This window comes from Vibrio sp. 10N.222.47.A9, from assembly GCF_963872585.1.
Lineage (GTDB): Bacteria > Pseudomonadota > Gammaproteobacteria > Enterobacterales > Vibrionaceae > Vibrio > Vibrio splendidus.
Window position 1 is genome coordinate 55,750 of the sequence record NZ_CAWNBB010000034.1, and the last position, 25,140, is coordinate 80,889.

Annotated in this window: 19 protein-coding genes and 1 pseudogene; 5 read left to right on the forward strand and 15 right to left on the reverse strand. The window is 44.2% G+C overall.

What is annotated here, in order from left to right:
* Positions 1 to 556: 556 nt before the first annotated feature.
* The 3 genes and pseudogenes from AACT19_RS10315 to AACT19_RS10325 all read right to left on the reverse strand — a co-directional run bounded on the left by AACT19_RS10315 (position 557) and on the right by AACT19_RS10325 (position 3,575).
* Positions 557 to 1,345: a BRO-N domain-containing protein gene (locus AACT19_RS10315; protein WP_076646179.1), complete on the reverse strand. Its 789-nt coding sequence runs from the start codon at positions 1,343 to 1,345 to the stop codon at positions 557 to 559.
* A gap of 314 nt (positions 1,346 to 1,659) precedes the next feature.
* Positions 1,660 to 2,946, reverse strand: coding sequence for an ImmA/IrrE family metallo-endopeptidase (locus AACT19_RS10320; RefSeq protein ID WP_076646181.1), 1,287 nt, complete (start codon positions 2,944 to 2,946; stop codon positions 1,660 to 1,662).
* Between the two features lie 258 nt (positions 2,947 to 3,204).
* Positions 3,205 to 3,575, reverse strand: a pseudogene (locus AACT19_RS10325) (DUF6575 domain-containing protein).
* A 313-nt stretch (positions 3,576 to 3,888) separates the two neighbouring features.
* Between AACT19_RS10325 and trxB the strand changes: the two are divergent.
* The 3 genes from trxB (at position 3,889) to cydC (ending at position 8,508) form a co-directional block, all read left to right on the forward strand.
* On the forward strand, positions 3,889 to 4,848 hold the full coding sequence (gene trxB / locus AACT19_RS10330) for a thioredoxin-disulfide reductase (protein WP_061021606.1): 960 nt from the start codon (positions 3,889 to 3,891) through the stop codon (positions 4,846 to 4,848).
* Between the two features lie 161 nt (positions 4,849 to 5,009).
* Positions 5,010 to 6,794, forward strand: coding sequence for a heme ABC transporter permease/ATP-binding protein CydD (cydD, locus tag AACT19_RS10335; protein ID WP_076646185.1), 1,785 nt, complete (start codon positions 5,010 to 5,012; stop codon positions 6,792 to 6,794).
* Positions 6,787 to 8,508 (forward strand): heme ABC transporter ATP-binding protein/permease CydC, encoded by a 1,722-nt coding sequence (gene cydC, locus AACT19_RS10340; RefSeq protein WP_076646187.1) that lies wholly within the window; start codon positions 6,787 to 6,789, stop codon positions 8,506 to 8,508. The genes cydD and cydC overlap by 8 nt, the downstream gene beginning before the upstream one ends.
* Before the next feature lie 340 nt (positions 8,509 to 8,848).
* Here cydC and AACT19_RS10345 read toward each other — a convergent pair whose 3' ends face one another.
* From AACT19_RS10345 to AACT19_RS10380, 8 genes are all read right to left on the reverse strand, one after another.
* Positions 8,849 to 10,732, reverse strand: coding sequence for a methyl-accepting chemotaxis protein (locus AACT19_RS10345; protein ID WP_076646189.1), 1,884 nt, complete (start codon positions 10,730 to 10,732; stop codon positions 8,849 to 8,851).
* A 298-nt stretch (positions 10,733 to 11,030) separates the two neighbouring features.
* On the reverse strand, positions 11,031 to 12,602 hold the full coding sequence (locus tag AACT19_RS10350) for a BCCT family transporter (RefSeq protein ID WP_004733395.1): 1,572 nt from the start codon (positions 12,600 to 12,602) through the stop codon (positions 11,031 to 11,033).
* A gap of 271 nt (positions 12,603 to 12,873) precedes the next feature.
* Positions 12,874 to 14,472: a BCCT family transporter gene (locus AACT19_RS10355; RefSeq protein ID WP_076646191.1), complete on the reverse strand. Its 1,599-nt coding sequence runs from the start codon at positions 14,470 to 14,472 to the stop codon at positions 12,874 to 12,876.
* A 169-nt stretch (positions 14,473 to 14,641) separates the two neighbouring features.
* Positions 14,642 to 15,280 (reverse strand): response regulator transcription factor, encoded by a 639-nt coding sequence (locus tag AACT19_RS10360; protein WP_004733393.1) that lies wholly within the window; start codon positions 15,278 to 15,280, stop codon positions 14,642 to 14,644.
* Entirely contained in the window at positions 15,273 to 16,628 is a 1,356-nt protein-coding gene (locus AACT19_RS10365; protein WP_076646193.1) for a cache domain-containing protein, read from the reverse strand. The genes AACT19_RS10360 and AACT19_RS10365 overlap by 8 nt, the downstream gene beginning before the upstream one ends.
* Positions 16,629 to 16,732: 104 nt before the next feature.
* The gene (locus AACT19_RS10370; RefSeq protein WP_017083881.1) at positions 16,733 to 18,016 is read right to left on the reverse strand and encodes a TRAP transporter large permease; all 1,284 of its coding nucleotides are present in this window, start codon (positions 18,014 to 18,016) and stop codon (positions 16,733 to 16,735) included.
* A gap of 9 nt (positions 18,017 to 18,025) precedes the next feature.
* Positions 18,026 to 18,613, reverse strand: a complete 588-nt coding sequence (locus tag AACT19_RS10375) for a TRAP transporter small permease subunit (protein ID WP_076646195.1) — start codon at positions 18,611 to 18,613, stop codon at positions 18,026 to 18,028.
* Positions 18,614 to 18,824: 211 nt separating this feature from the next.
* The gene (locus AACT19_RS10380) at positions 18,825 to 19,919 is read right to left on the reverse strand and encodes a TRAP transporter substrate-binding protein (RefSeq protein WP_076646197.1); all 1,095 of its coding nucleotides are present in this window, start codon (positions 19,917 to 19,919) and stop codon (positions 18,825 to 18,827) included.
* A 468-nt stretch (positions 19,920 to 20,387) separates the two neighbouring features.
* On the opposite strand from AACT19_RS10380, the gene AACT19_RS10385 reads away from it, so the two are divergent.
* Complete coding sequence (locus tag AACT19_RS10385) at positions 20,388 to 20,525, forward strand: hypothetical protein (protein ID WP_165689844.1); 138 nt, start codon at positions 20,388 to 20,390, stop codon at positions 20,523 to 20,525.
* A 24-nt stretch (positions 20,526 to 20,549) separates the two neighbouring features.
* On the opposite strand, the gene AACT19_RS10390 is transcribed toward AACT19_RS10385, so the two are convergent.
* A complete protein-coding gene (locus AACT19_RS10390; RefSeq protein WP_004733388.1) occupies positions 20,550 to 20,942 on the reverse strand; it encodes a hypothetical protein in 393 nt (130 codons plus the stop codon).
* 220 nt (positions 20,943 to 21,162) lie between these two features.
* On the opposite strand from AACT19_RS10390, the gene AACT19_RS10395 reads away from it, so the two are divergent.
* Positions 21,163 to 21,978, forward strand: a complete 816-nt coding sequence (locus AACT19_RS10395; RefSeq protein ID WP_076646201.1) for a DUF2982 domain-containing protein — start codon at positions 21,163 to 21,165, stop codon at positions 21,976 to 21,978.
* Positions 21,979 to 22,081: 103 nt separating this feature from the next.
* On the opposite strand, the gene AACT19_RS10400 is transcribed toward AACT19_RS10395, so the two are convergent.
* The 3 genes from AACT19_RS10400 to AACT19_RS10410 all read right to left on the reverse strand — a co-directional run bounded on the left by AACT19_RS10400 (position 22,082) and on the right by AACT19_RS10410 (position 25,122).
* Positions 22,082 to 22,735 carry an MBL fold metallo-hydrolase gene (locus AACT19_RS10400; protein ID WP_004733386.1) on the reverse strand — a complete coding sequence of 218 codons (654 nt, stop codon included), beginning with the start codon at positions 22,733 to 22,735 and terminating at the stop codon, positions 22,082 to 22,084.
* Positions 22,736 to 22,835: 100 nt separating this feature from the next.
* A complete protein-coding gene (locus AACT19_RS10405; RefSeq protein ID WP_004733385.1) occupies positions 22,836 to 23,384 on the reverse strand; it encodes a YcbK family protein in 549 nt (182 codons plus the stop codon).
* 199 nt (positions 23,385 to 23,583) lie between these two features.
* Complete coding sequence (locus tag AACT19_RS10410) at positions 23,584 to 25,122, reverse strand: L,D-transpeptidase family protein (RefSeq protein ID WP_076646203.1); 1,539 nt, start codon at positions 25,120 to 25,122, stop codon at positions 23,584 to 23,586.
* Between the last annotated feature and the right edge of the window lie 18 nt (positions 25,123 to 25,140).

Here is a 25,140-nt window from a genome sequence, read left to right on the forward strand (position 1 = left end):
AACAAACTGAAATTGGTTAATTTATGAGTACGCCAGAAACCAAACGCCTTTGCTTGCGCGTCTGGAACAGGTCGAGTTCGGGGGAACTCGGCCGCCCTTAATTCAATTAGCTTCCTTCCTCGCATGGGTCTCACTTACCTTTCAACCACGAAAATAATTGCTTCTATTAAGCTCCAGCCTCAAACACCTATAGTTATGCTCAATAACACACCTAAATAGCGACAATGCTCAGTTTCAAATGGCGCGTACCTAATTCGAATTGATGATGTGGTTTACGTGAAGTTTTTGAAAGGGGTATTGAGAAAGGAGTTTACTTAGTGACCTCTGGAAACCGCGAGCATGAAGGTTTTGGAATCTGACATGACACATACTTAACTTCGAGATCATCAGTAAAGCGGTAAAGCCTGTTTTTAGGAAGCTTTTTTATGAACAAAAACCACGAGTTAATGCTCGTGGCTTTTCTATGAATAGCCTAAAACTCTATGTTAAGAGGCGAACACCACCACCATCTAACTTTAGCATTAGGAATTTTTCCTAAGCGTTTTCTACAAACAAATCAGCCTCTCGACCTTTCAACGAGATCTTTAGCTTCAATGATTATACATGTGTGAAATCTTGCTTTGCGTCGCTCACCTGACGGACAAGTAACACGAGGCTTATGATGTTTTAATGCTAAATTTTCACACCAATTAAGTATATCTGTTTCCTTCTCCGAAGTTAGCAAAGTACCTGAATTTGCGAACCATTCACTAACCGTAAGCACATGTTCACTATCGGTAATATGTACCCCATGCTCAATTTTGTTCATGCGGTCATGCATCTGATTAACTTGCCCTTTTACAGTCACGACCTCCTGCTTCAATTTCTCTTGTTCGTAGATCGTGTCAGCTAAAGCTCTTGAGTTTTGAGCTATAATTTCCGCCATTTGTGCAAGAGCTGAACCTTGAGCTGTTCTTGGCGGTGGATAGATACCGTGCTTTTGTAAAGAAGGAATAACCTCATGATAGAGCCATCTTTGGAATTGCTTACCTGCTTTAGACTTATCACTAGCCATCACTCTATTTAGACCCGGCTGTGTGACAAACACTTCCTTTTCTTGTTCAAAACTTGGATTGGATACAGGTATAAGAAAGAATTCATCGCTATCTAAGTCTTGCACTTGAGATTTAATTAGATTCGGGATGTACTTAGACGGAAATCGTTCATCCAACTTGCTATTTTCTTTTGTTAAAACAACAAATATGTCTTTGAGTGAAATGTGTAATATGTCATTTATGTAACATGTCCTTATATCACTAAAGCCCGACTCACCTTCGTAACACACTTTAACTAATTCATTTTCCATTAATAACCTCGAACTTTGATAATTTTGATAACCGTTCTCAAACCACTCAGTTCTGTACTCGGCAGGCTACTAGAATGAAAACAACGGTACCTAACCTTATGTAATAGGGGCATATTCTATAGGGTTTACTCAACAGGTTACATGGAAAATTTCATGCATAAGATCACAAGATGGGTAATAGATATATTCTTGAGTTTAGATGATAGAAGAAAGCTCTGGAAACTTCTAGGTGGGCGCTGGGTTTACGCCCATTAATGGTATTATTCTTAAAAATACAAAACCCAGCGATGGAATAAAAAACACTAATATGATGGCTAGACTTGCACTATCGGTTCTCGCACAATGCCAAGTTGTTTTAGCCGAATGATGACCACAGCCTTAGATACATTAAACTGCCTCGTTAACGAATGCGTTACCAAGTTTAACGATGCTTTGTTACATTGCTGCTCATCAACAAACAATGATCCAAAACCTCTATCATAAATACCTCTGACTCGAGCTTGTTCTAGGAACGCTCTTACAAATTGTTTTTTTGGCAATAACAAAGATGATGCAAATTGATTCGCTTGCCACTCTAAACGCATAACATCCTTCATGGATACATCCTCGCGTATCTCACCAAGGTGAGAGTCATAACATCGTTCACGGGATATGTACTTTGCATGGCCCAAAATATAATGGCCGAGTTCATGAGCCAGCGTAAACCGCGCTCTTTCTTTAGTTTCACACTGCTTTACATCAATGCTAATTTCATTTTTGGTAAAGTCGATAGCTCCAAGAACACCTTTTGGTAAGTGGGCGTCTAACACCAATGATAATGCATAATTCTCGCTAACAAATTCGGAAAGTTTATTATCTTGTACGTAACCTCTAAAATAGCCAATAGAATCCAAGAGAAGTTCACTTTGGGATTCTATATGCGAGCTATCCAAATACGGAACTAATGTTTGTAGTTCAGGCTTAACCGTCCGAATAGAACGGGTTGACTCAAGCTGAGGATTGGAAAGGTCAGATATAATGAGCCTATCGAAAAAATCAAACGTTGAGTTTGTATAGGACGAATCAAAAAAATAATAACAATCGAAACCTTTACCAATAAAATCTTGTTGTTGAAGCGCTAGATTTATTGAAGCTCGCTCCGTTGCTTTAATAGTACGTCCTATAGAAGACGGTGAACGGGTCAAAACCCATTCACTATTTCCAGAATCAAAATACCGTAAAAGCCCTATCCCTTTAGACTTAGAATACTTAAAAGATCCCTCTTGGAATGCGTTTGTGGAGGCTACGATCCCCTTGATGTTAGCTCCCGAAACCTGTTGTACTTTCGCGTAAAACTCCTCGACATCATCAACTGGCACACGGTGGTTATAATTTTTACACTCAATTAATACCAGCACCGAATAGGTTTCTTGCCCGGGAAGATAAACCTCAATTGATACATCAAAAATTATATTTTTTTCTCGGTCACGAGAGAAATAACCTTTCTGTGTGAAAATTTTGCAATAGTCTTTGTGTGCCCAAAATTGCCCGTTGGCAATTTCCTTAGAGAACATATCGAAAATAGCGGCTTCTAATTCATCACCCTTTCTAACTGTATTCATTCATCACCATAGAGCTAGACAGTTCTTAGTCCGTTCAATTCTGTAATAGTGGTTATGCCAGCTAATAAACAAGAATAACTGTATTTAACCCTATATGATTGTTAATCATTCTATATTTTTTATCCAACAAGTTACATTGAATTTGCGTGCGCATGATAAGAATTGTCGATAGAAAAAATGTTTGTAACTCTAATAAGAAGAAAGTTAAGGAAGGCTCAAAGCGGACGCTGGATGCACGTCCATTGAGAGTGCTATTCCCTAAACTATACAAGCTTCTTCAAGGTCGATTTCAAAATCAACGGGCGGTAGGTTTACTAAGTGCTTGTTCGTTGTGTTTAGTAGTTCGACTTTCGGGGACCTCCCTACTTCGTTTGTGTAGATGGTCGCTAAGTAAAGCTTGTCTGAACGGTGGAACGCATCGTGAAAGCTCACTTCTTTGTTTAGCAAGCTGGTGAGCAATGGTTTGGTTACCGGAATGTAAGCCCACTTAATGCATTGGCCGTTGTCGTAATCCCCACTCCAATACACCATAAACCTTTGGGTATTTTCATTCTTAACCGTGAGACGTCTTGATACACTTCCAGTAGTTCCAATTTACCTAGCTGTGTGCCTGTTGGGAGTAAGTTCATTGCTCGTTCCTCATCTTTCTAACGTTGCCTATCAAACCTTGCCTATAATTCTATAGCTAAATACTGTTTTTATATACAGTTATTTGGGCGTATTTTGATATGCCGGTTCGAAATCGAAAAGGCGGCAGCAACAATCCATGAGGAAGACGGTGGCTTAGGCGATCTTCCAACCACGAAAACGTTTGTCTCCATTAAGTTCTAAACTATAACGATTAATTACACTTCAGCCCTTGTTTAACCTTTTATTGCCTCCATATTTTCCATACAATCCTAAGCGATTATAAATAAAAACAATTTCAATTTCGGAGTCCTCATGAGCGACGTAAAGCACTGTAATTTATTGATTCTTGGTTCTGGCCCTGCTGGCTATACAGCTGCAGTTTACGCTGCTCGTGCAAACCTAAACCCAGTACTGGTTACCGGTATGCAGCAAGGTGGTCAGCTTACAACCACAACAGAAGTAGAAAACTGGCCGGGTGATCCTGAAGGTTTAACGGGTCCAGCTCTAATGGATCGCATGAAAGAGCACGCAGAGCGCTTTGAAACAGAGATCCTGTTCGACCACATTAACGAAGTCGACCTTTCAAACCGCCCTTTCCGTCTTAAAGGCGATTCAGGCGAGTACACGTGTGATGCGTTGATCATCTCAACGGGCGCATCAGCTAAGTACTTAGGTTTAGAGTCTGAAGAAGCATTCAAAGGCCGTGGCGTTTCTGCTTGTGCTACATGTGATGGTTTCTTCTACCGCAACCAGAAAGTGGCGGTTGTGGGTGGTGGTAACACCGCTGTTGAAGAAGCACTTTACCTGTCTAACATCGCATCTGAAGTTCATCTAGTTCACCGCCGTGACACGTTCCGCGCTGAAAAGATTCTAGTGAAGCGTTTAATGGACAAAGTAGAGAACGGCAACATTGTTCTTCACACTGACCGCACGCTAGACGAAGTTCTAGGCGACGACATGGGCGTAACGGGCGTTCGTATTAAAGATACTCAGTCTGATAAGACAGAAGACATCGAAGTAATGGGCGCATTCATTGCTATCGGTCACCAACCAAACACTGAAATCTTCAAAGGCCAAGTCGACATGAAAGATGATTACATCATTGTTCAGTCAGGTCTTGAAGGTAACGCAACGCAAACCAGCATCCCAGGCGTATTCGCTGCGGGTGACGTAATGGACCATAACTACCGCCAAGCAATCACTTCTGCTGGTACAGGTTGTATGGCTGCACTGGATGCTGAACGCTTCCTAGATGGCCTTAACGATAAGTAAATCTGAGATTGCAGATTTGATTATCGGTGCTCTCGCCTCAGTAGATGCAGGGCGTCATCACATTTTGTTGTAAATCCCTAGAGCCCAGTGGTATATCCACTGGGCTTTCTTTTGTATACTAGCCGCCCTCAACAAATAATAATTATCATTAAGCCTTCATAATGGATAAGAAAAAACAACGCAGCTTGAACAAGTGGCTTAAGCAACAGAGTAAGTTAGCGAAACGCTGGCTTATGATTGCGATTAGCCTTGGCGTACTTTCAAGCGTGTTCTTAATTGCTCAAGCAGCGCTTCTCGCCTCTATTCTTCACCAGCTGATCATCGAGAATGTCGATAAATCTGAACTGGTTGGTCATTTCGCAGGCTTGGCATTATCGGTCGTTGGCCGTGCTGGCTGTACATGGGGACGTGAAATCGCAGGTTATCGCTGTGGTGAACAAATCCGTGTCTACATCAGGCAACTCATCCTAGATAAATTACGTGAGTTAGGACCTGCTTACATTAAGGGTAAACCTGCCGGTACGTGGGCAACGCTGTTGCTAGAACAAGTAGAAGACATGCAAGACTTCTTCTCTCGTTACCTGCCTCAGATGTCTCTGTCGGTAATGATTCCATTCATTATTTTGGTTGTGGTATTCCCAGTAAACTGGGCAGCAGGACTGATCTTCTTGATTACTGCTCCACTGGTGCCGATGTTCATGGCACTTGTTGGCATGAAAGCGGCCGATGCAAACCGTAAAAACTTCAAAGCGCTGCAGCGTCTTTCAGGTCACTTTTACGACCGTTTGCAGTCAATGACAACCATTCGTCTATTTGATCGCACCAACGCTGAAACAGAGGTACTTAAAGGTGCATCTGAAGTGTTCAGAACGCGTACCATGGATGTGTTGAAAATCGCTTTCTTGTCTTCTGCGGTACTTGAGTTCTTCACGTCGATCTCTATCGCGATGACGGCGGTTTACTTTGGTTTCACTTACATCGGTGAGCTTAACTTCGGCCACTACGGTGCAGGCATTACGCTATTCGCTGGTTTGTTTATCCTTATCTTAGCGCCAGAGTTTTACCAACCTCTGCGTGACTTAGGTACTTTCTACCATGCGAAGCAACAAGCGGTTGGCGCAGCCGAAAGTATTGTCGAGTTCCTAGAAACAGACATCACTAAGGTTAAATCAGGCGACACTCAACTCGATCCGGCTCAAGGCATCAATATTGAAGCTACCGACCTAAAAGTGTTAAGCCCTGAAGGTGTTCAATTGGTTGGTCCTATCTCGTTCGCATTGAACACTCGCCAGTCGACTGCGTTAGTTGGCCCAAGTGGTGCGGGTAAAACAAGTTTGATCAACGCCATCCTCGGTTTCATGCCTTATGACGGAAGCTTGAAAATCAATGGTATTGAATTGCGTGACCTCGACTTAGCCTCTTGGCGTAAAACCATTAGCTGGGTTGGTCAAAACCCGTTGCTACTGCACGGCAGTATTCGTGACAACGTCACGCTAGGTAAGCATGATATCGCTGACCAAGTTGTTGAGAATGCACTTGAGCAATCATTTGCCAGCGAATTTGTAAACGAGCACGGCTTGGATTATATGATTTCTGATCGCTCTGGTGGCCTTTCTGTTGGTCAATCTCAGCGTTTGGCTCTGGCTCGCGCAATGATTCAAGACGGTCAGTTCTGGTTATTAGATGAACCAACAGCCAGCCTAGATACTCGTAGCGAACAGTTAGTGATGAAAGGCATCAATAGCAATATTGAAAACCGCACTGCCCTACTTGTGACGCACCAACTCGCTCCTCTTAAATCAGTCGATAATATTCTGGTGATGCGCGATGGTGGTCTGGTTGAACAAGGTCATTACTCTCAGCTTTCGACTGCGGGTGGTTTGTTTGAAGAGATGCTGAACGCGAACTTAGCTCAACAAGATAATAAGGGTAATTTAGATGCGTGATTTACTGCCTTACCTGAAACTCTATAAAAAGCATTGGTTTGGCCTATCGCTAGGCATGCTATTGGCTTTTGCAACTCTGTCGGCTTCTATCGGCTTGCTAACGCTATCAGGCTGGTTCATTTCAGCTTCTGCGGTTGCAGGCCTTACGATTGCACGTGAAACCTTCAACTACATGCTGCCGGGTGGTGGTGTACGTGGTTTGGCAATGAGCCGTACTGCGGGTCGTTGGGGTGAACGTGTTGTCAGCCACAATGCAACATTTAAACTGTTAACTGATTTACGTATCTTCTTCTTCAAGAAGCTGGCTCCGCTGATCCCAGGTCGTATTTCAAACCTTCGTGACGCAGACCTACTCAACCGCTTGGTTGCAGATGTAGACGCCATGGATCACGTGTACTTGCGCTTAGTAAGCCCTGTGACGGTGGGTGTGTTCGGGATCATCTTCCTGACTCTGTTCTTGATGTGGTTCGATAGCTCGCTTGGTTTGATCTTGGGTTCTATCCTTCTGATCATGCTGTTGGTTTGGCCAATCTTGTTCTACAAATTGGGCAAGCGTAACGGTGGTGAACTGACACAGAACAAAGCGGATCTTCGTGTGACTACGCTAGATTGGATTGAAGGCTACAGCGAACTGACTCTGTTCGGTGCTGAAGAGCGTTACCGTAATGCCATTCTAGAAACGCAACGCAAGCTGATGGCTAATCAGTTTGTGAATGCTAACCTAACCGGTATGGCTTCAGCAGCACTAATGCTGTTCAACGGTCTGACGCTTGTTCTTATGCTTTGGCTTGCGGCTGACGGTGTGGGTGGTAATGCACCAGACCCGTTCATCGCGCTAATGGCGTTCGCTACTATGGCAAGTTTTGAACTGCTGATGCCTATCGCAGGCGCGTTCCAGCATTTAGGTCAAACTCTGTCTTCAGCTCGTCGCTTGAACGAAGTGATTCTGTCGGAGCCTGAAGTTCAGTTTGCTGAAGAGAAACTCGACATCAACAAGCCGCTTGATATTACGTTCTCAAACGTGACGTTCAACTACCCTGACTCTGAACGCAGTGTTCTGAACGCTGTAGACCTAACGATTCCTGCCACGCACAAGGTTGCGATTGTTGGTCAAACGGGTTCTGGTAAATCGACTCTGATTCAGCTTCTGACTCGTTACTGGGATCCTAAAAAGGGCTATATCTCAATCGCGGGCATTGAACTGACGCAGTGGAATGAATCGCAACTTCGTGAATCAATCAGTGTAGTAAGCCAGCGTGTCGACATTCTAAATGGTACTTTGCGTGACAACTTGTTGATTGCAAGACCAGAAGCTACCGATGATCACTTAGCGAATATCCTAAAAGACGTTGGCCTAGAAAAGCTGCTTGAGAATAACGCACTTGATAGCTGGTTAGGTGACGGTGGTCGTCAACTGTCTGGTGGTGAGAAGCGCCGTATTGGTATCGCACGCGCGATTCTTCATGATGCCCCTATCCTGCTTCTAGATGAGCCGACAGAAGGCTTAGATAAGCAAACAGAACACAGCATCATGACGCTGTTCGAGAAGCACTTTGAAGGCAAGACGGTTATCTTCATTACGCACCGTTTGATTGGTCTGGAAACGATGGATTCTATCGTTCTGATTGAACAAGGCGAGGTTGTTGAGCACGGTTCTCATGAATCGCTGTTAAACGAAGCAGGACGTTATTTCCAACTTCGTCAGGCAATCTAGCTCCTCATAAGTTATAAAGAAAACCATTCAAAGCCCGAGTTTATACTCGGGCTTTTTTGTGTCTGTGATTCTCCTGAACTACACCCTTATCCAATCAAACTTGGTCAGTCACTTACAATAAGTACTGACCTTGATGCCAGTACCCAAAGAGCTGAAAAGCGACAAGCGAACGACCCTGCGATGGTTAAATTTATGGAGCAGTACTTCCCTACTCGTGCAGCCCTTAAAGCTAAGTTCCCTGGTTACCCGAACAACTAATTTGGGTTCATAACTCTAACTAGCACGCACAAAAAAGCCGAATGTGATAATCACATTCGGCTTTTAAATTACGAGTTAGTGCTTAAAGCTTGAAGCGGCTGATTTCGCTCTCTAGCTCGTGAGACAGTTCAGACAGCTGAGCAGCTTGCTCTGCAGCTTGGTGCGCTTCGTCTGCTAGCTCGTTAGATACGTCACGGATTCCCTCAGTGTTACGAGTAATCTCAGACGTTACTGACGCTTGCTCTTCTGCAGCAGAAGCGATCTGTGTTGCCATGTCGCTAATGCGTTCAACAGCAGCGTGGATTTGCGTTAAGCTTGCAGCCGCTGAGTTCGCGTCATCAACACTGGTTTCAGCAAGACTACGGCTATCGTTCATGATGCTAACCGCTTTGCCTGTTGTACCTTGTAGCAACTCAATAGTTTGCTGAATCTCTTGCGTTGAACCGTGTGTACGTTGGCTCAGAACTCGAACTTCATCCGCTACAACCGCGAAACCACGACCTTGTTCACCGGCACGTGCTGCTTCAATAGCGGCGTTAAGTGCAAGTAAGTTCGTTTGTTCTGCAATACCTTGAATATTAGACAAGATAGCGTTGATGCTATTACCGTGCTCTTCAAGTTCTAGGATCACGTTAGTTGCGATTTGAACTTCTTGAGCAAGGTTTTGGATAGAGCTTTGAGTCTGTGTCACTTGACCAGTACCGTGCTCACACGCGCCAACCGCTTCAGATGAGTTCTGTGCAGTGTGGTCTGCGTTACCCGCGATCTCTTGTGTTGCTGCAGCCATTTCGTTAACGGCTGTTGCTACCATGTTGATCTCGTCTTGTTGCATTTGGATACGAGCACTACGTTCTTCAGCTTGAGAAGCCGTCTGACGTGCTTGGTTACCTAGCGCAGCAGATACTTCGCTTAGCTTGATCACCATGGTGTGCATGTTGCCTACAAAACGGTTGAAGTTTTCAGCAAGCTTACCAATCTCGTCATCGCTCTTAGGCTCAAGACGTTGAGTAAGGTCACCCTCACCTGAAGCAATTTCTTCCAGTGCCGCTGAAACACGGTTTAAATCGCGGAATAGGAAGCTCACTAACCAAGACACTAATACGATTACGATTAACGTAATAATGACCGCCGTTGTGATCAACTGAGTAAGTAGTGTTGAGTGGTTCGCTTCTTCTGTTGCTTTGTCCATCTGAACAGCGAAGACCCAGTTAGTGTTAGGCACCTTCGTGAAGTAAAGCAGCTTCTCTGCGCCGCGCTCTTTGATGATCTCGATGCTACCCGTACGCACTGCGTTCTCGATAATTGGCATAGAGATGTCGTTTGAAAGCTGGCTTACCGGCTTCAAACTTAGTGCTGAATCTGGGTGCGCTAGGAATGTGCCGTCAGAGGCATCAATTAGCATTGCGTTCGCATTGTCACCAACATCAAGGCTGATTACATCGTTCACTAGTTGGTCGATAAGTACGTCTGCACCCACTACACCAACAAGTTTGCCGTTATGACGCACAGGTTCTGCAATTGTTACTAGCAATGCTTTAGTGATTGCATCTTGGTAAGCAGTGGTAATGATTTGCTTACCTGCAGCGTTTGCTTCTTGGTACCAAGGACGTTGACGAGGATCGTAACCAGCGCGATTACGTTCAGGATGTGAACGGTACATTCCGCCTTCTGGAGTACCTAAAAAGATATCGTCAAAGCCACCCGCTACACGAGCTTGCTTAAGGAAAGGAACAACATCATCCTCTCGTGAAAAGTCATTAAATGCTGATGCGATATCGGTGCGGATATCAATCCAGTTTTTAATACCTTCAGATGCTGCTTCTGATACGCTTTCAGCTCGCAGGTATACGCCATTACGAGTCTGTTCAAATAATTGGTTTGCTGATAACCAAGTTAACGCTGTTGCCATAACGACAACAGCAGATAGGCTAGCACCTATTAACTTCTGCTTAAGTGTTAGTTTCATGTCAAAGTTTCACGAGTAGTGGGAAATCTCGCGCATACTACCCAATATCAGTATTAAATTCGAGCGATTTTATAATTTAATAACGTAATATAATTTTAAGCAAACCATTGGCTTATCGAATGTCAATTACTTGGCTAATCGCCAAATTTAAGACGTTATTTTGAAGGTAATCCCATCGAAATATACTGTTCTCTAGACTGTAAAATAGATACAAAAAAGGCAGGAGAGTTTCCTCTTCTGCCTTTCTTTTTATTTTATATTCGACTTCAACCAAATGGAAAGTCGATTAACGATCAGTCTATCGCTTCTCGGTGCGCATACCCATTAGCAAGCTAACACACATCAGTAATAGAATGATGGTGAATGGCAATGCCGTCGATATTGCGCCCGCTTGTAGAGCCTGTACTGCTTCAGTACCACCAACCCACAATAGAGCTACTGCAATCGCACCTTCTAGGAACGCCCAGAACACACGTTGAGGTACAGGCGTATCCACTTTACCACCAGCAGTGATGCTGTCGATAACTAGAGAGCCTGAGTCAGACGATGTAATGAAGAATACTAGAACTAAGATAACCGCAATGATTGATAGCAGCGTACCGAACGGTAGAGCATCAAACATTTGGAACATCGCTAGTGATACATCAGTCAAACCATCTTGACCAAGGATACCAACGTTATTCACGATTTGGTCAATCGCCATACCACCAAATACTGACATCCAAATGATAGTAACAGTCGTTGGAACAATCAGAACCGCTGTGATGAACTCACGAACCGTACGACCTTTAGAAACACGCGCGATAAACATACCTACGAATGGTGACCATGAAATCCACCAAGCCCAGTAGAATACAGTCCAACCGTGCATCCACGCTTCATCTTCACGACCATGAGGGTTACTCAAAGGAATGATGTTTTCAACGTATGCCATAAAGGTTGTTGGGATAGAACCTAAACTCACCGCATAGCCGATTAGAGCCACTAAGATAAGCAGTAGGAAAGCAACCAACATGTTGATGTTACTGATAACTTTAACGCCGCCATCAATACCGCGAAGCACTGACACGACCGCTAATAACGTTACTACAGTTATAACAACAACTTGTAACCCTAAGCCAGCCTCGATTCCGAAGACATGTTGAATACCACTTGCTGCTTGTTGTGCACCTAAGCCCAGCGACGTCGCCAAACCAAACAGCGTTGCAAGAACCGCCAGAATATCAACAATGTGACCAGCCCAACCCCACGCTCTATCACCCAAGATTGGGTAGAAAATAGAACGAATAGAAAGAGGCAATCCCTTGTTGTAAGAGAAAAACGCAAGTGACAGTGCTACTACGCCATAAATCGCCCAAGGGTGTAGACCCCAGTGATACATGGTTGCACCTAGCGCTAACTTAGCAGCTTCTGGTGTATTTGGTTCAACACCTAACGGAGTTTCAAACCAACCCGTGAAGTAAGCCGCTGGCTCAGCCACACTCCAGAACATCAAGCCGATACCCATACCTGCGGCAAACAGCATCGATAGCCAAGAGAAGAATGAGTAATCTGCCGTCGCATCAACACCACCAAGGCGGATTTTACCATACGGAGAAACAATTAAGCCTAAGCAGAAAACAACGAAAACATTACCCGACCAGATGAAAAGCCAATCAAACGAATTGATGATCTGGCCTTTAACGCCATCTAGTGCTGCCTTTGCTGAAGCGGTATCTGTAATCAGAATACCGATCAGGAACAGAGCAATAAGTCCTGCACTGATACCAAATACTGGGTTATGAACATCAAAACCCCATTTTTGGACGTTATCTTGACCGACAGTGTAATCCGTACTGTCGATACTGTATTTATCTATACCTTTAGTCATTATCCCTCTCTACGGAATACTAATAGGGTCTATTGACCTCGTATTCCTTACTTACCTGCGACTTAATCACAAACTCGAACATACAATCCAAGTAGTACAAGCTGTTGTCACAATAATTCAAATACTTGGATGTCTGAAGTTTAGCAGGTTAACTTATTGTTTTCAGTAAACCAGAATCGGTTCGATTAATTTTCCAACAAAATTCACGAAATCACTTAAGTATATGACGAAAAAAAGGCCGACCCCGTCGACCTTTATTCAGAAAATACTTTTAGCTCAAAGCATTTTGCTGGTTAACTAATTGATTTTCAGTTCGTAAACCTAACAATAAGCTTAGGCACATAAGCAATAATATGAACGCAAATGGTAGCGCCATTGATACCGTTCCAGCTTGCAGTGCTTGAATGGATTCCGTACCGCCAACCCACAATAGAACGGCTGCAATCGCACCGCCCATCAACGCCCAAAATACACGTTGAGGAACAGGGGCATCCACTTTACCGCCAGAAGTAATGCTGTCGATAACTAATGAGCCTGAATCTGACGAGGTGATGAAGAACACCATAATCAAACCAATCGATACTACAGAAAGCATAGAACTCATTGGCAGCGCATCATAAGTGTGGAATAGAGAAAGCGTAATATCTTGCAAACCATTCACGCCTATCTCACCCACCTTGTTCGCCACTTGATCAATCGCGATACCACCGAAAATAGCCATCCAGATGATGATTACTGTCGTTGGGATGAACAATACAGCGACGATGAATTCACGAATAGTACGACCTTTAGAGATACGAGCGATGAACATACCAACGAATGGTGACCAAGACATCCACCAAGCCCAGTAGAATACCGTCCAGCCTTGCATCCAGGTTTCATCATCACGACCATGAGGATTACTTAGAGGAATAAAGTTTTCAATGTAGCCCATTAGTGCGGTTGGGATTGCTTTAATACCCGCCATACCACCAGCGATCGTCACAAAGATAAGTAAACCCAAAGCAACCAACATATTGATGTTACTCAGAACCTTTACACCACCGTTAATGCCGCGAATGACTGACATTGTTGCTAAGAAAGTAACCACTGCGATAACAACTAGTTGCATTCCAATACCACCATCGGTACCAAACACATGGTTAATACCACTGGTCGCTTGTTGTGCGCCTAGGCCCAATGATGTTGCAAGGCCAAATAGTGTTGCCAATACCGCCACGATATCAACAATATGACCAAACCAACCCCAAGTTCTATCACCTAATAGTGGGTAAAAGATTGAGCGAATTGAAAGCGGTAAGCCTTTATTGAATGTGAAGAAAGCGAGGGCTAGAGCAACAACAGCGTAAATCGACCAACCGTGAAGACCCCAGTTGTAGATGGTTGCACCTAATGCCAACTTAGCTGCTTCAGGAGAATAAGCTTCAACACCGAGCGGTGTTTCATACCAACCTGTGAAGTAAGCGACGGGTTCAGCTACACCCCAGAACATCAGGCCAATACCCATTCCTGCGGCGAATAACATCGACATCCAAGACAGGTTAGAGTGCTCTGCTTTGGCATCATTGCCATCAATACGTATCTTGCCATACGGGGAGACAATGAGGGCAAAACAGAAGATAACGAAGATGTTAGCTGCCCACATGAAGAAACCATCGAAGTTACCGATGACTTTCCATTTGATTCCATCCAGTGCCGCTTTTGCGGTTTCTGGATCTGCGACTAGAAGTGCAACCAAGAAGACAATGATCGCTCCTGCACTGATTCCAAATACTGGGTTATGAACATCAAAACCCCATTTCTGAACGTTATCTTGTCCTACTGTATAATCGGTATTTTCAATACTATACCTATCTTTTACAGGCTCCATGCTTCCTCTCTAATTGGTAGCGCACAGTTTGCAACATTGCATTCTGCACCTAAATTTCGAAAAGAAGAATATCAACCTGTCGCAAAAATACTAAAAAAACCTCCAAAAAGCAGGGCTAAATTACACATTTAGTAATTAAATTACACATTTAGTGTCATTTAGCGTACGATTACTCCACAAGCCCCGAATTGACAGCGTACTTAGCAAGCTCTGCCGTAGAGTGAATATCCAGTTTATGCTTGATGTTTTGTCTGTGGGTTTCAACCGTTCGGTAACTGATATTCAAACCCTTCGCGATCTCTTTACTGCTCTCCCCTTTTGCGACTAATTTCAATACCGCTTCTTCACGCCTGCTCAATGGATTTTTCACAGATTGCGTGGGAGTAATCGGCTGAGTAAACAAATTCTGCGTCACTTTTTCACAAAAATAGGTCGAGCCTTGATTGACCGTTTTGATCGCTTGCACCATTTTTTCAGCCGAAATCTCTTTCAACATATAGCCGACTGCGCCCGATTGCATCACCTTCATGATGTATTCACGGTTGTTATGCATAGTCAGCATCAACACCTTCGCTTCTGGGTCTTCTTCTTTAATCAGATGGGTCGCATCAATGCCGTTCATGATAGGCATACTGATATCCATCAACACCACATCAGGGCGCAGAGACTTAACGACCTCAACCGCTTCTAATCCATTACTGGCCGTACCTATCACGCTAATATCTGGCTCAAGTTCCAATCTCGCCATAAAGCCATCCAGTACCACTTGGTGATCGTCAGCGATCACAACTCGAATAACTTCACTCATTCATTAATCCCTCTAGTGTCAGTAACACTGTAATTTCCGTTCCAAGGCCAATCTCACTCATCAGCTCAAAATCACCACCAATGAATTCCACTCGCTCTCTCATGTTACGCAGACCGATCCCTCGTTTTTCCATCGCTTTATAGGTGTTGAAACCGACACCGTTGTCTTGGATTAGAAGCTGTAACACGTTGCCAATTTGTTGTGCGATAACCGTTACTTTGGTCGCTTGTGCGTGTTTCTCTATATTATTTAGGGACTCTTGCACCACTCGATATAAGGTCGTCGCGGCCTCTGATTTCAATTTTCCGGGCTGAGTACTAAACAAGGTTTCAACCGTAATGCCCGAGTGCGCCTGAAAATCTAATAACAACGAAGACAGCGCCGCTTCTAAGCCTATATCATCCAAAGAACTTGGGCGAAGTTGATGCGAGATGTGCCTCACCTCTTCGATCGCTCGCATCAATGAATGCTGCGACTTATTCAAATGCGCTTTGAGGTCTTCATTTTGTAACTTATTACCAAGTAGTTCTAAGTGGCAACGACTTGATACTAATAATTGATTAATACCGTCATGTAGCTCTCGCGCTAAATGCTTCTTCTCGTCTTCTTGGAACATCACCGTTTTATGGGCGAGCTCTTTTAAATTATTATCCGCGATTCGATGTTCATGCATGTTAATGGCCAACGTCAGCACGATAATAACCGCCACCGTCACGCTAAGAATCACCACAATAGAGAAGAACGTGGTTTCAATATTCTTGTTGATCGCAGCCTGCATCGAAGCCACTTCTTGGTGCACGTCTTCAATATACAAACCCGTGCCAATCATCCAATCCCAACGCTCTAGCCAAGCGGCGTAACTCAGCTTAGAGACCACTTCCCCAGTCGAGGGCTTTTGCCACAAATACTGGTGGAATCCTCCTCCGGTTTGCGCCTCTCTTAGCAGAGCTTCTATCAGAAAGTCGCCATCTTCATCTTGCAATTGAAGCAGATTTTTTCCAATCAATTCCGGCTGTATTGGATGAACCAAATTGGTTCCGTGGCGATCATATGCGAAGAAATAACCATCAGAGCCATATCTAAGTTTAGACAATATGGTTCGAACTTCTTTTTTGGCTTGGGCTTCTTGGATATTTGGATCGTTATAGATGTGTTCAATGGCGTCGAATGCGAGGTCGACCGTGTCTTTGAGGGCGTTTTCACGCGACTTGATTAAGCTGTCTCTGAAGATCTCAACCTCTTTCGCACCCAACGTCTTGGTTTGGTGTAACGAGATCCAACTTATGCTCGCCGTGACCAGTAGCAACGGGAGTAGCGTCAGCAAAATCAGCTTAGCTTTTAGAGGCATTCCTTTCCCTCACAAAAAACGGCTTACTGAACATCAATAAGCCGTTTTACTTTAGCAATTTATAGATAGCCGTTGAAACATATCATTCACATTCTTGGCTTCACTCACATTCCATAGAAAGAAGGGAAAGCGAGAAGTGATCCAAGTACGAGGATTTGAATCAGAATGAACGGCATCACGCCTCGGTAGATGTCTTTTGTGGTGACGCCTTTCGGTGCAACCCCTTTCAAATAGAACAAACTAAAACCAAATGGCGGCGTTAAGAAGGAGGTTTGTAGGTTCATCGCGATAAGGATAGCGAACCAAGTCATGTTGATGCCCATCAGTTCAGCAACAGGCGCAATGATCGGCACGATGATGAAACAGATTTCTACGAAGTCGATGAAAAAACCCAGAATCAAAATCACCAACATGGTAATGATCAAGAAGCCCCATTTTTCACCCGGCAACTGCAGCATCCACTCTTCAACCAGATAATCACCGCCAGTATAAGTGAACGCCATCGAGAATGCCGTCGCACCAAGCAAGATAGCAAAGACCATTGCCGTGACTTTCACTGTTTCTTTGGACGCTTCATACACCATCGACCAACTGAATTGACCGTACAGCAAAGCAAGTACCAAGGCACCCGCGCCACCTAATGCAGCTGACTCTGTCGGCGTGGCAACACCCGCGAAGATAGAGCCCAATACGACAATGATCAGCGCAAGTGGCGGTACGATAGCTTTCAGTGCATTGATGACTTCTTGTTTACGACTAATTGAGTCATCACGTTCAATCGGTTGAGCCGCTTCTGGGTTAAGTTTTGCGTATATCAAGATATAAACGATATACGCGCCCACCAACATTACGCCCGGCCAAATCGCCGCTTGGAACAAGTCCCCTACTGGCACACCGAGTACATCACCTAATAAGATCAGTACGATAGAAGGCGGAATGATTTGCCCTAACGTGCCAGACGCACAAATGGTACCGCAGGCTAAGCCTTTGTCGTAGTTGTACTTGAGCATAACTGGCAACGAGATAAGACCCATAGCAACCACAGAAGCACCTACTACGCCCGTTGAAGCAGCAAGCAGTGAACCCACAAGTACCGTCGAGATCGCAATACCACCACGAACACCACCAAACAGTCGTCCCATTGACTCAAGCAACTGCTCAGCAAGCTTGGTCTTTTGCAGAACAAGCCCCATGAAAACGAACAATGGAACGGCCATCAGCACCGTATTTTCCATGATCGATTGAATTCGATATGGCATGAAGGCGAACATTTCGATGCCTTCAGCCCAAACACCAAAGATTAACGCGATACCACCAAAGGTGAACGCGACCGGGAAGCCAAGTAAAAGTGCAAACAAGGCTACGAAAAACATTACTATTCCAATCATGTTCAGCCTCTACTTATTCTTTGTGTGAGTATTTTTTGTGTGAGTATTGTTTGCATGCGTGTTATTTGCATGGATAAGGTGCGGATTAAAAATCTTGTTCAGCGAATGCAGAATCAAACCAACGCCACTGACTGCCATCAAGAAAAACGACAGTGGGATCATCGCTTTAATGATCCAACGATACGGCAAACCACCGGGATCGCCCGACGTTTCACCCAGGTTATAACTCTCTTTGGCAACATCGATACCAAACCAAGCCACCAGCAAACAGAAAGGAAGCAGGAAGACAACGGTACCTATTAGGTCAATAATCGCTTGTGCCTTGAAGCTGAGTTGTTCGTAAAAAACATCCACTCGCACGTGGCCACCCGCTTTGATGGCGTAAGGAACACCTAGCAAGAATACGGCTGAGAAAAGGTGCCATTCCATCTCTTGGAAGGCGATAGACACGTCGTTAAAGGCGTATCGCATCACAACGTCATACACAACGTTCGCAACAAGAAGGATAAACAACATACTGGAAAGCCATCCCAGTGCATCACCGATACGATTAAATAGGCGTTCAATATAAATTAGACTTCGCATTCCCGACTCCATGGAATTTGAAAAGACATCGCGTATTAGAGTTAGGGCAACTAAAACAAGTAGCGCTAACAAGATGCACGACGTAGAAAGGGTTCTTGGGATCTTATTACAGGATTTATCCTGCTTAATTATTATGTTTAAAATGAACCCGCCGCTTAGTCACTCTTAGTTACCTAACAAGAACAGCTTTGGGTTCATTTAGCTTCAGTTCAACAACTGTCGATTATTTCGCTTGGCTATTTAGATAAGCTCTGTGTGAAATATCCGTCCATGAGCGCACTTGCTCTAGGTAGCTGGCTTGTGAAGCTTGGATCTCTTTCGCCAACTCATCTTTCTCAGCATGTGCAGCAAGTAGGCGATCGTTCGCTTCTTTCAGTGCCGACATTACTTCTGGCGGGAAATCTTTAACTTGTACATCTGGGTATTCTGTTTTCATTGAAACCCAGTTCTTGCCACTTTCGTGCGTTGCTTGTGTGTACATGTCGTAAGCAGCAGTACGCATTGCAACACGCAAGATTTCTTGCAGGTCTTCAGGCAGCTTGTTCCATGTACGCTTGTTTACTAGGAATTGAAGCTCTGAACCCGGCTCATGCCAACCTGTGTAGTAGTAAGGCGCGATTTTGTGGAAACCCATACGCAGATCAAGTGATGGACCCACCCACTCTAGTGCCTCGATTGTGCGACGCTCTAAAGACGTGTAAAGCTCACCAGGGGCAATATTAGTCGGCTTAGCACCTAGCTCCGCAAGGATCTCACCGGCAAAGCCTGGGATTCGCATTTTCAGACCTTGTAGATCTTCAACGCTGTTGATCTCTTTTTGAAACCAACCACCCATCTGAATATCCGTGTTACCACCTGGGAACGACATTAGGTTGTGTGGAGAGTAAACCTGCTCCATCAACTCCATACCGCCACCGTGATAGAACCACGCGTATTGTTCTGCTGGCGTCATACCGAAAGGCATAGAAGTGAAGTAAAGAGTGTTTGGAACTTTACCTTTCCAGTAGTAAGAGCCTGAGTGACCCATGTCGTATTGACCAGACTTAACCATGTCAAAAACGCCAAGCGGTGCTTTGTGTTTGTTCGCTGAATCGATTCTGATTTGCAGTCGACCATTTGACATCTTCTCAGCCATCGCAGCCATGTTTTTGGTTGCATCACCGAAAACAGGGAAGTTTGGTCCCCATGTTTCAGCAAGCTTCAAGCGATAAACCTTATCAGCAGCTGTGGCGCCAGTTGCGACCAAAGCTAAACAAGCCGCTGCAGTAACCGCAACGTTTTTAAAAACTCGTGTGAGGGAGTTAGAAATGAGACTCATGTTCACGTCCTTTTGTTGGATTAACACTCTTTCTGTGAGTATTTTTTATGGTTCAACATAAGAGTGCACCTTGATGAGGCAACTAGATATCAGGGAGAGCACGCACGACCGGCGCACACAAACTGCGCATTAGACCAAAGGATTACGTAGAACTACGTAGGAGATAATTGAGTCACGTCGGTTTTAAAGGACTTACTCTATTCATCAGGGGAATGCTTATTGATAAGTACCTAAGTATTAATAATTAAATACCGTTAACAATTGATTGCCATTTCGTGATGAGGCTCTATTCACACCACAGATCAAATACGCACCTAAATGCATTAAACCCATGAGAATCAAGATTTCACAGAATCAGGCGCCCTACTTTGGTGCTTACTGATTCGAAACATGGGACACACGACAGATAGATGAATAACGGAAGAGATCCGCCGATTGGAAATAAGGCTTCTGGGGCTAGGTTTGAATATGAATATGGGTTTAGGGGTTTGGGGTTTTGGTTTTGGTTTTGGTTTTGGTTTTGGTTTTGGTTTTGGTTTTGGTTTTGAGATTAACATGATCCGTCAGATACAAAAAAGCCTCGAAAATCGAGGCTTAAAAACTTAACGAAGCGAATGTAATCACACAGGATTAGATAGCTTTGTAGATAACCTTGTTACCTGCAAGTTGCTCTTTCGCTACTAGGTTTTCTTCAAGAAGTTTTTTCAATGCGCCTGTTGCCCATGAAGCTGCTTTCGCGTCTTCTTGACCAGCTGCTAGGCCGATACCTTTAGGGTTAATGCCTTCAGCATTGCTAACAACGATGTCTAGAACTTGTTGTTGCTTAGGAGTCAGTGCTACTGCAACTTCTTTAGTTGCTGCTACTGCTTTCTCTACCGCTGGTTTTGCTGCTACAGTTTTTTCTGCTACAACTTTCTCTGCGACAGGCTTCGCTTTTTTCGGCGTTGCCACTGCTTTAACTACAGCCGCTTTAGTGCGTTTCTGCAGTTTAGCCTGCACCTTACGCTTATGAGCAAGTCTCATTGAATATTTCTCCAGTTCACTGCTCTTTTCGCAGTGGTGAAAATTTGAAGCGCGATTTATACCAAAAAACAGGAGCTATTTGTAGAGTGAAGCGCCGAAAGTCGACGAAAAATACCGATATTGTCTACTAGCGTCTATTATTTAATCATCGACTTATCAATTCAGGGTCATATACACTGGTTATCCATCCAGACAAAAATATGAAAACTTGGTGTTGCCTATGGACACTCGTCACCTTACAAATTTCTCTTTGCCTTCGTTCACACGTTCGTACCGTATTCTGGCCGTTGTTTTAGGCTTCGTTTGCTTGATCGTTGCTCTGTACAGTGACAATCCAAAGTTACTGATCGTGGGTGCATTTTGCATTATTGCCCTACTCGGAACTGGCTATTATTTAATGTTGCGCAGCAGAGTGATGTTCACTCTCACACCAACTCATTTTCAGCAGCATTTTTATAAAGGTGGGTGGGTTTTAAAGTGGAGCAATATTGAAAAGATTGGCCTGTGTACTTACGAACAAGATGGGTGGCATCAACCTCTTCCTTGGGTTGGTATCAAGGTTAAAGATTACTCGCCCTACCTCGATTCAATTTGCCCTAAAATCACTTGCGAGTTATTGCTGAGCCAGCGAGCACTTTTGTATCTGGGCGCTAAGCAAGCGGGTAAAGAGTCAAACTTTGAAGATATGGTTCTCGACTCATCGCATTACCATGCTCGCTGCACTGAGAGCGGTTGTGTGGAACTGAACAGATATAAAGAGTCACAAAATACTGACGAGGTTATCTTCAACGATAGCCAAACACAGACTAGCCCAAGTTCATCCCATGAATCGAAATCCCATAAATCGAATGCGCAAAACGCAGTGATTAAAGACTATTCAGGATTGCAGGCGATGCTTGCGAACAGGATGAAATATCAGAGGGGTTTCCACGGTTACGATATTTTCATATCAACTCAAGATTTGAATATGAGTGGAGAAGAGTTTATTGGACTTGCTCGACGCTACTTGGCGGCTGCCGAGCGTCTTTCTGATTAAAATTAAACAGGTTTAAAAATAAACTCGCACGCAATAAAAAAGCTTAGCTTTCATAGGAAAAGCTAAGCTTCATTTTCAATCGTTCTTCTATTAAATCAAAGGCCTAGTACAGAGGCATTTCATCTGCTACGAACGGGTTTGATGCGCGTTCGCGGCCAAATGTCGATTCAGGGCCATGACCCGGAACGAATGTTACGTCGCTGCCTAGTGGCCAAAGCTTAGTCTTGATTGAAGCAATCAGCGTGTTGAAATCGCCTTGTGGGAAATCCGTACGACCAATAGCACCGTTAAATAAAACATCACCAACAAACGCCATGCGCGCTTGCTCGCTGAACAGTACAACGTGACCAGGTGTGTGGCCCGGAGTATGAATAACATCAATCACTTGGTTACCAAAAGTCACTTTGTCGCCCTCTTCCAACCATGTGTTTGGTTCAAAAGCTTTGCACAGTGGGAAACCAAACATCTGGCTTTGATTCTCTAAACCTTGAAGCCAAAAGTTGTCTGCCTTATGTGGGCCAACAATGTTCACGTTCAAGATCTCAGCAAGCGGTACAGTGCCGCCCACATGGTCTAAGTGACCGTGCGTCAGTACCAAGTTCACCACTTTAACACCTAGCTCTTCAATGATCGCAGCCAGCTGTTGAACGTCACCGCCCGGATCGACAACGATGCCTTCCATTGTCTCATCACACCACACAATTGAGCAGTTTTGAGAGAAAGAGGTAACAGGGACAACTTGATACTTGAGAGACATATACAAACCTTAAAGGGCAAACTGAAATTTGGGCAAACTATGACATTGGATGTCTACTTTGACAAGTCCCTACCGTTTCGCTCGCAATCTAAGCCTAGCGCTACCAGCTGCGAACTGGGCCAGTATCGATATGGATAAAGTTGCTACGTGCATAATAACCTACACCACCCGCATTCAGGCTTTTGGCTACGTCTCTTAATTCTTTTAGGTTGACGCCATCAATACGGAAATCAATCGCTTTACCCAACATGTGGTAGCTCTTCTTGGCTACGCCACTCGACTTAGAGCGCAATGCTTCATTGGTCGCAGGAGAACGGTAACCAGAGATGATTTGAACTTCTTTTTGAATACCTAAGACATTTTGAATCTGAGTGATCTGATCAAACAGGTTCTTATCCATTGGATGAATTTCATTACGGCGGAAATCGCGACATAGCTTGCTGAGGCGTGCCATCTCGTCACCAACATAGTTAGTGCCATCGAAATAACAGGTCTCTAATCGTTCACCAGTGTGAAGATTGTTCATGCTAATCGTTCTTGGTTGATCAGGGTATGAAGCAAAAGCGATAGAAGGAGTAATTGAGGCGACAACAGCGGTACCACCAGCGTAAGTCAGAAACTGACGGCGTGAAAATAAACTTTGAGACATACAGCAAAAAAACCAATTAGATCGAACGAAAAATGCACGATACATAATGGTAATTGCTGCGTCAACGTACAAAAACCGCCCAAAAGGTTAGTATTTGTAACCTTTGCACGGTTAGTTATTGATCCACATTATAATTTTATCAATAGAAGCTTAGTTGTCATTTTTTGGTCAAGATCACCCTTATTGGCTTCATTGATAATTAACCACCCTCTTTATCATATTGATAGATGTCACCACGATATTGTATGCCCCCTTCTTCAAACAATACGGTTTGATAAATGATATGCACGGGGATTCGCTTCTTGAGTCGCACCTTAGTATTCGGAGCAAGGTCATCACTTTGGTTCGGTATTTTCCTTACCTGGGTAGCAAACAACAACTCAGCCAATTCCTCTGCATGTTCAACACGTATGCAGCCGGAACTATAAGCACGGAAGTCGTCATTAAACAAACCTTTGCTTGGCGTATCGTGCAGATAGATCGCTCGCTTGTTAGGCGTATTGAACTTGTACAAACCTAATGCATTACGCGAGCCCGCTTGCTGACGCATGCGATATGGGAAAGAATTGAAATTAATGGTCTGCCAATCGATCTCTGTGGTGTCGACCGTCTCCATAGTGCGCCAACCATCAATCACTTGGAAGTTGTGTGTATCTAGATAGCTTTCGTCCGCTTTCACCTTAGGCAAGATGTCTTTGACCATGATTTTCCATGGCACATTCCAAGTCGGGTTTAGGATGACCGAATCGAGATTTATCTCTAAAAGTGGTGTTTTTCGCGACTTTCTGCCCACCACGACTTTGGACTCAAAGACCTCTTCGCCATCTTCCCAATACTTCATATCAAAACTAGGCACGTTGACCACGATGAGAGAGTCTCTGTCTCTTGGCCACAAACGAACACGTTCGGCATTCAGAGCCAATGAAGTCAATCGATCATCAAAGCTCATGTTGATCCATTTGATCGTATCTGGCCCGACGACCCCATCGTCTGTAAGGCCGTGCATTCGCTGAAAAGATTTAATCGCCGTTTGCAGATCTCGATCGAACTCGGGAAAATCGACCGCGATCATCGAGGTATCAACACCAACCAAGGCAATGTGCTCAACAAGAACCGTTTTGTCTGAAAGCTCGTCACCCAAGCGCTTCAAACCTTTCTGTCTATATCGTTCAATATTGAGTTCAGAGGCGGTTTCTAACACCGAATAGGTCGCTTTGAATTGGTCAAAATCCCCAACAGGCGGCGCGTAAGACAACACCATCTCCAATAAGTAATCATTGGCAACGCTGCTTTTTAATCTCATCAGAATATGCGGAGAAGGCGCAGGTAATTTGGAATGCAGCTTGCCCGAGAAGTACCACTCTTTACCGGCAAGCGGCGCATTTTCAACGTAGCTCAGGTAGTAGATAAAAGTATCGGTGAGTAATATGTCCAACTCTTGCCATTGAGCATGGGATTGATAGTGACGAATTTGCTTGAGTTGTCGATCGAAGAGTGGTGCCATTTGAGCTTGTTCGAGAAGCGACAATTGAAATTCAAACGCCTTAACAAGTTCAGGTGAGTCCCAAAGAATAGGCAGAGATGAGTCTTGATAAATACTCTGGGTAAGCTCTGGATAAATCAGCATAAAAGAGAGCTCTGAATCAGCCGGAATAAATCGGCTCTCGTCAGAACTCGTATAGCTCCATGCGTGCACAGAAACTAGAACTAATAATCCACAGAAGTATTTTGCGAACATGCTTAACTCCATCACCAA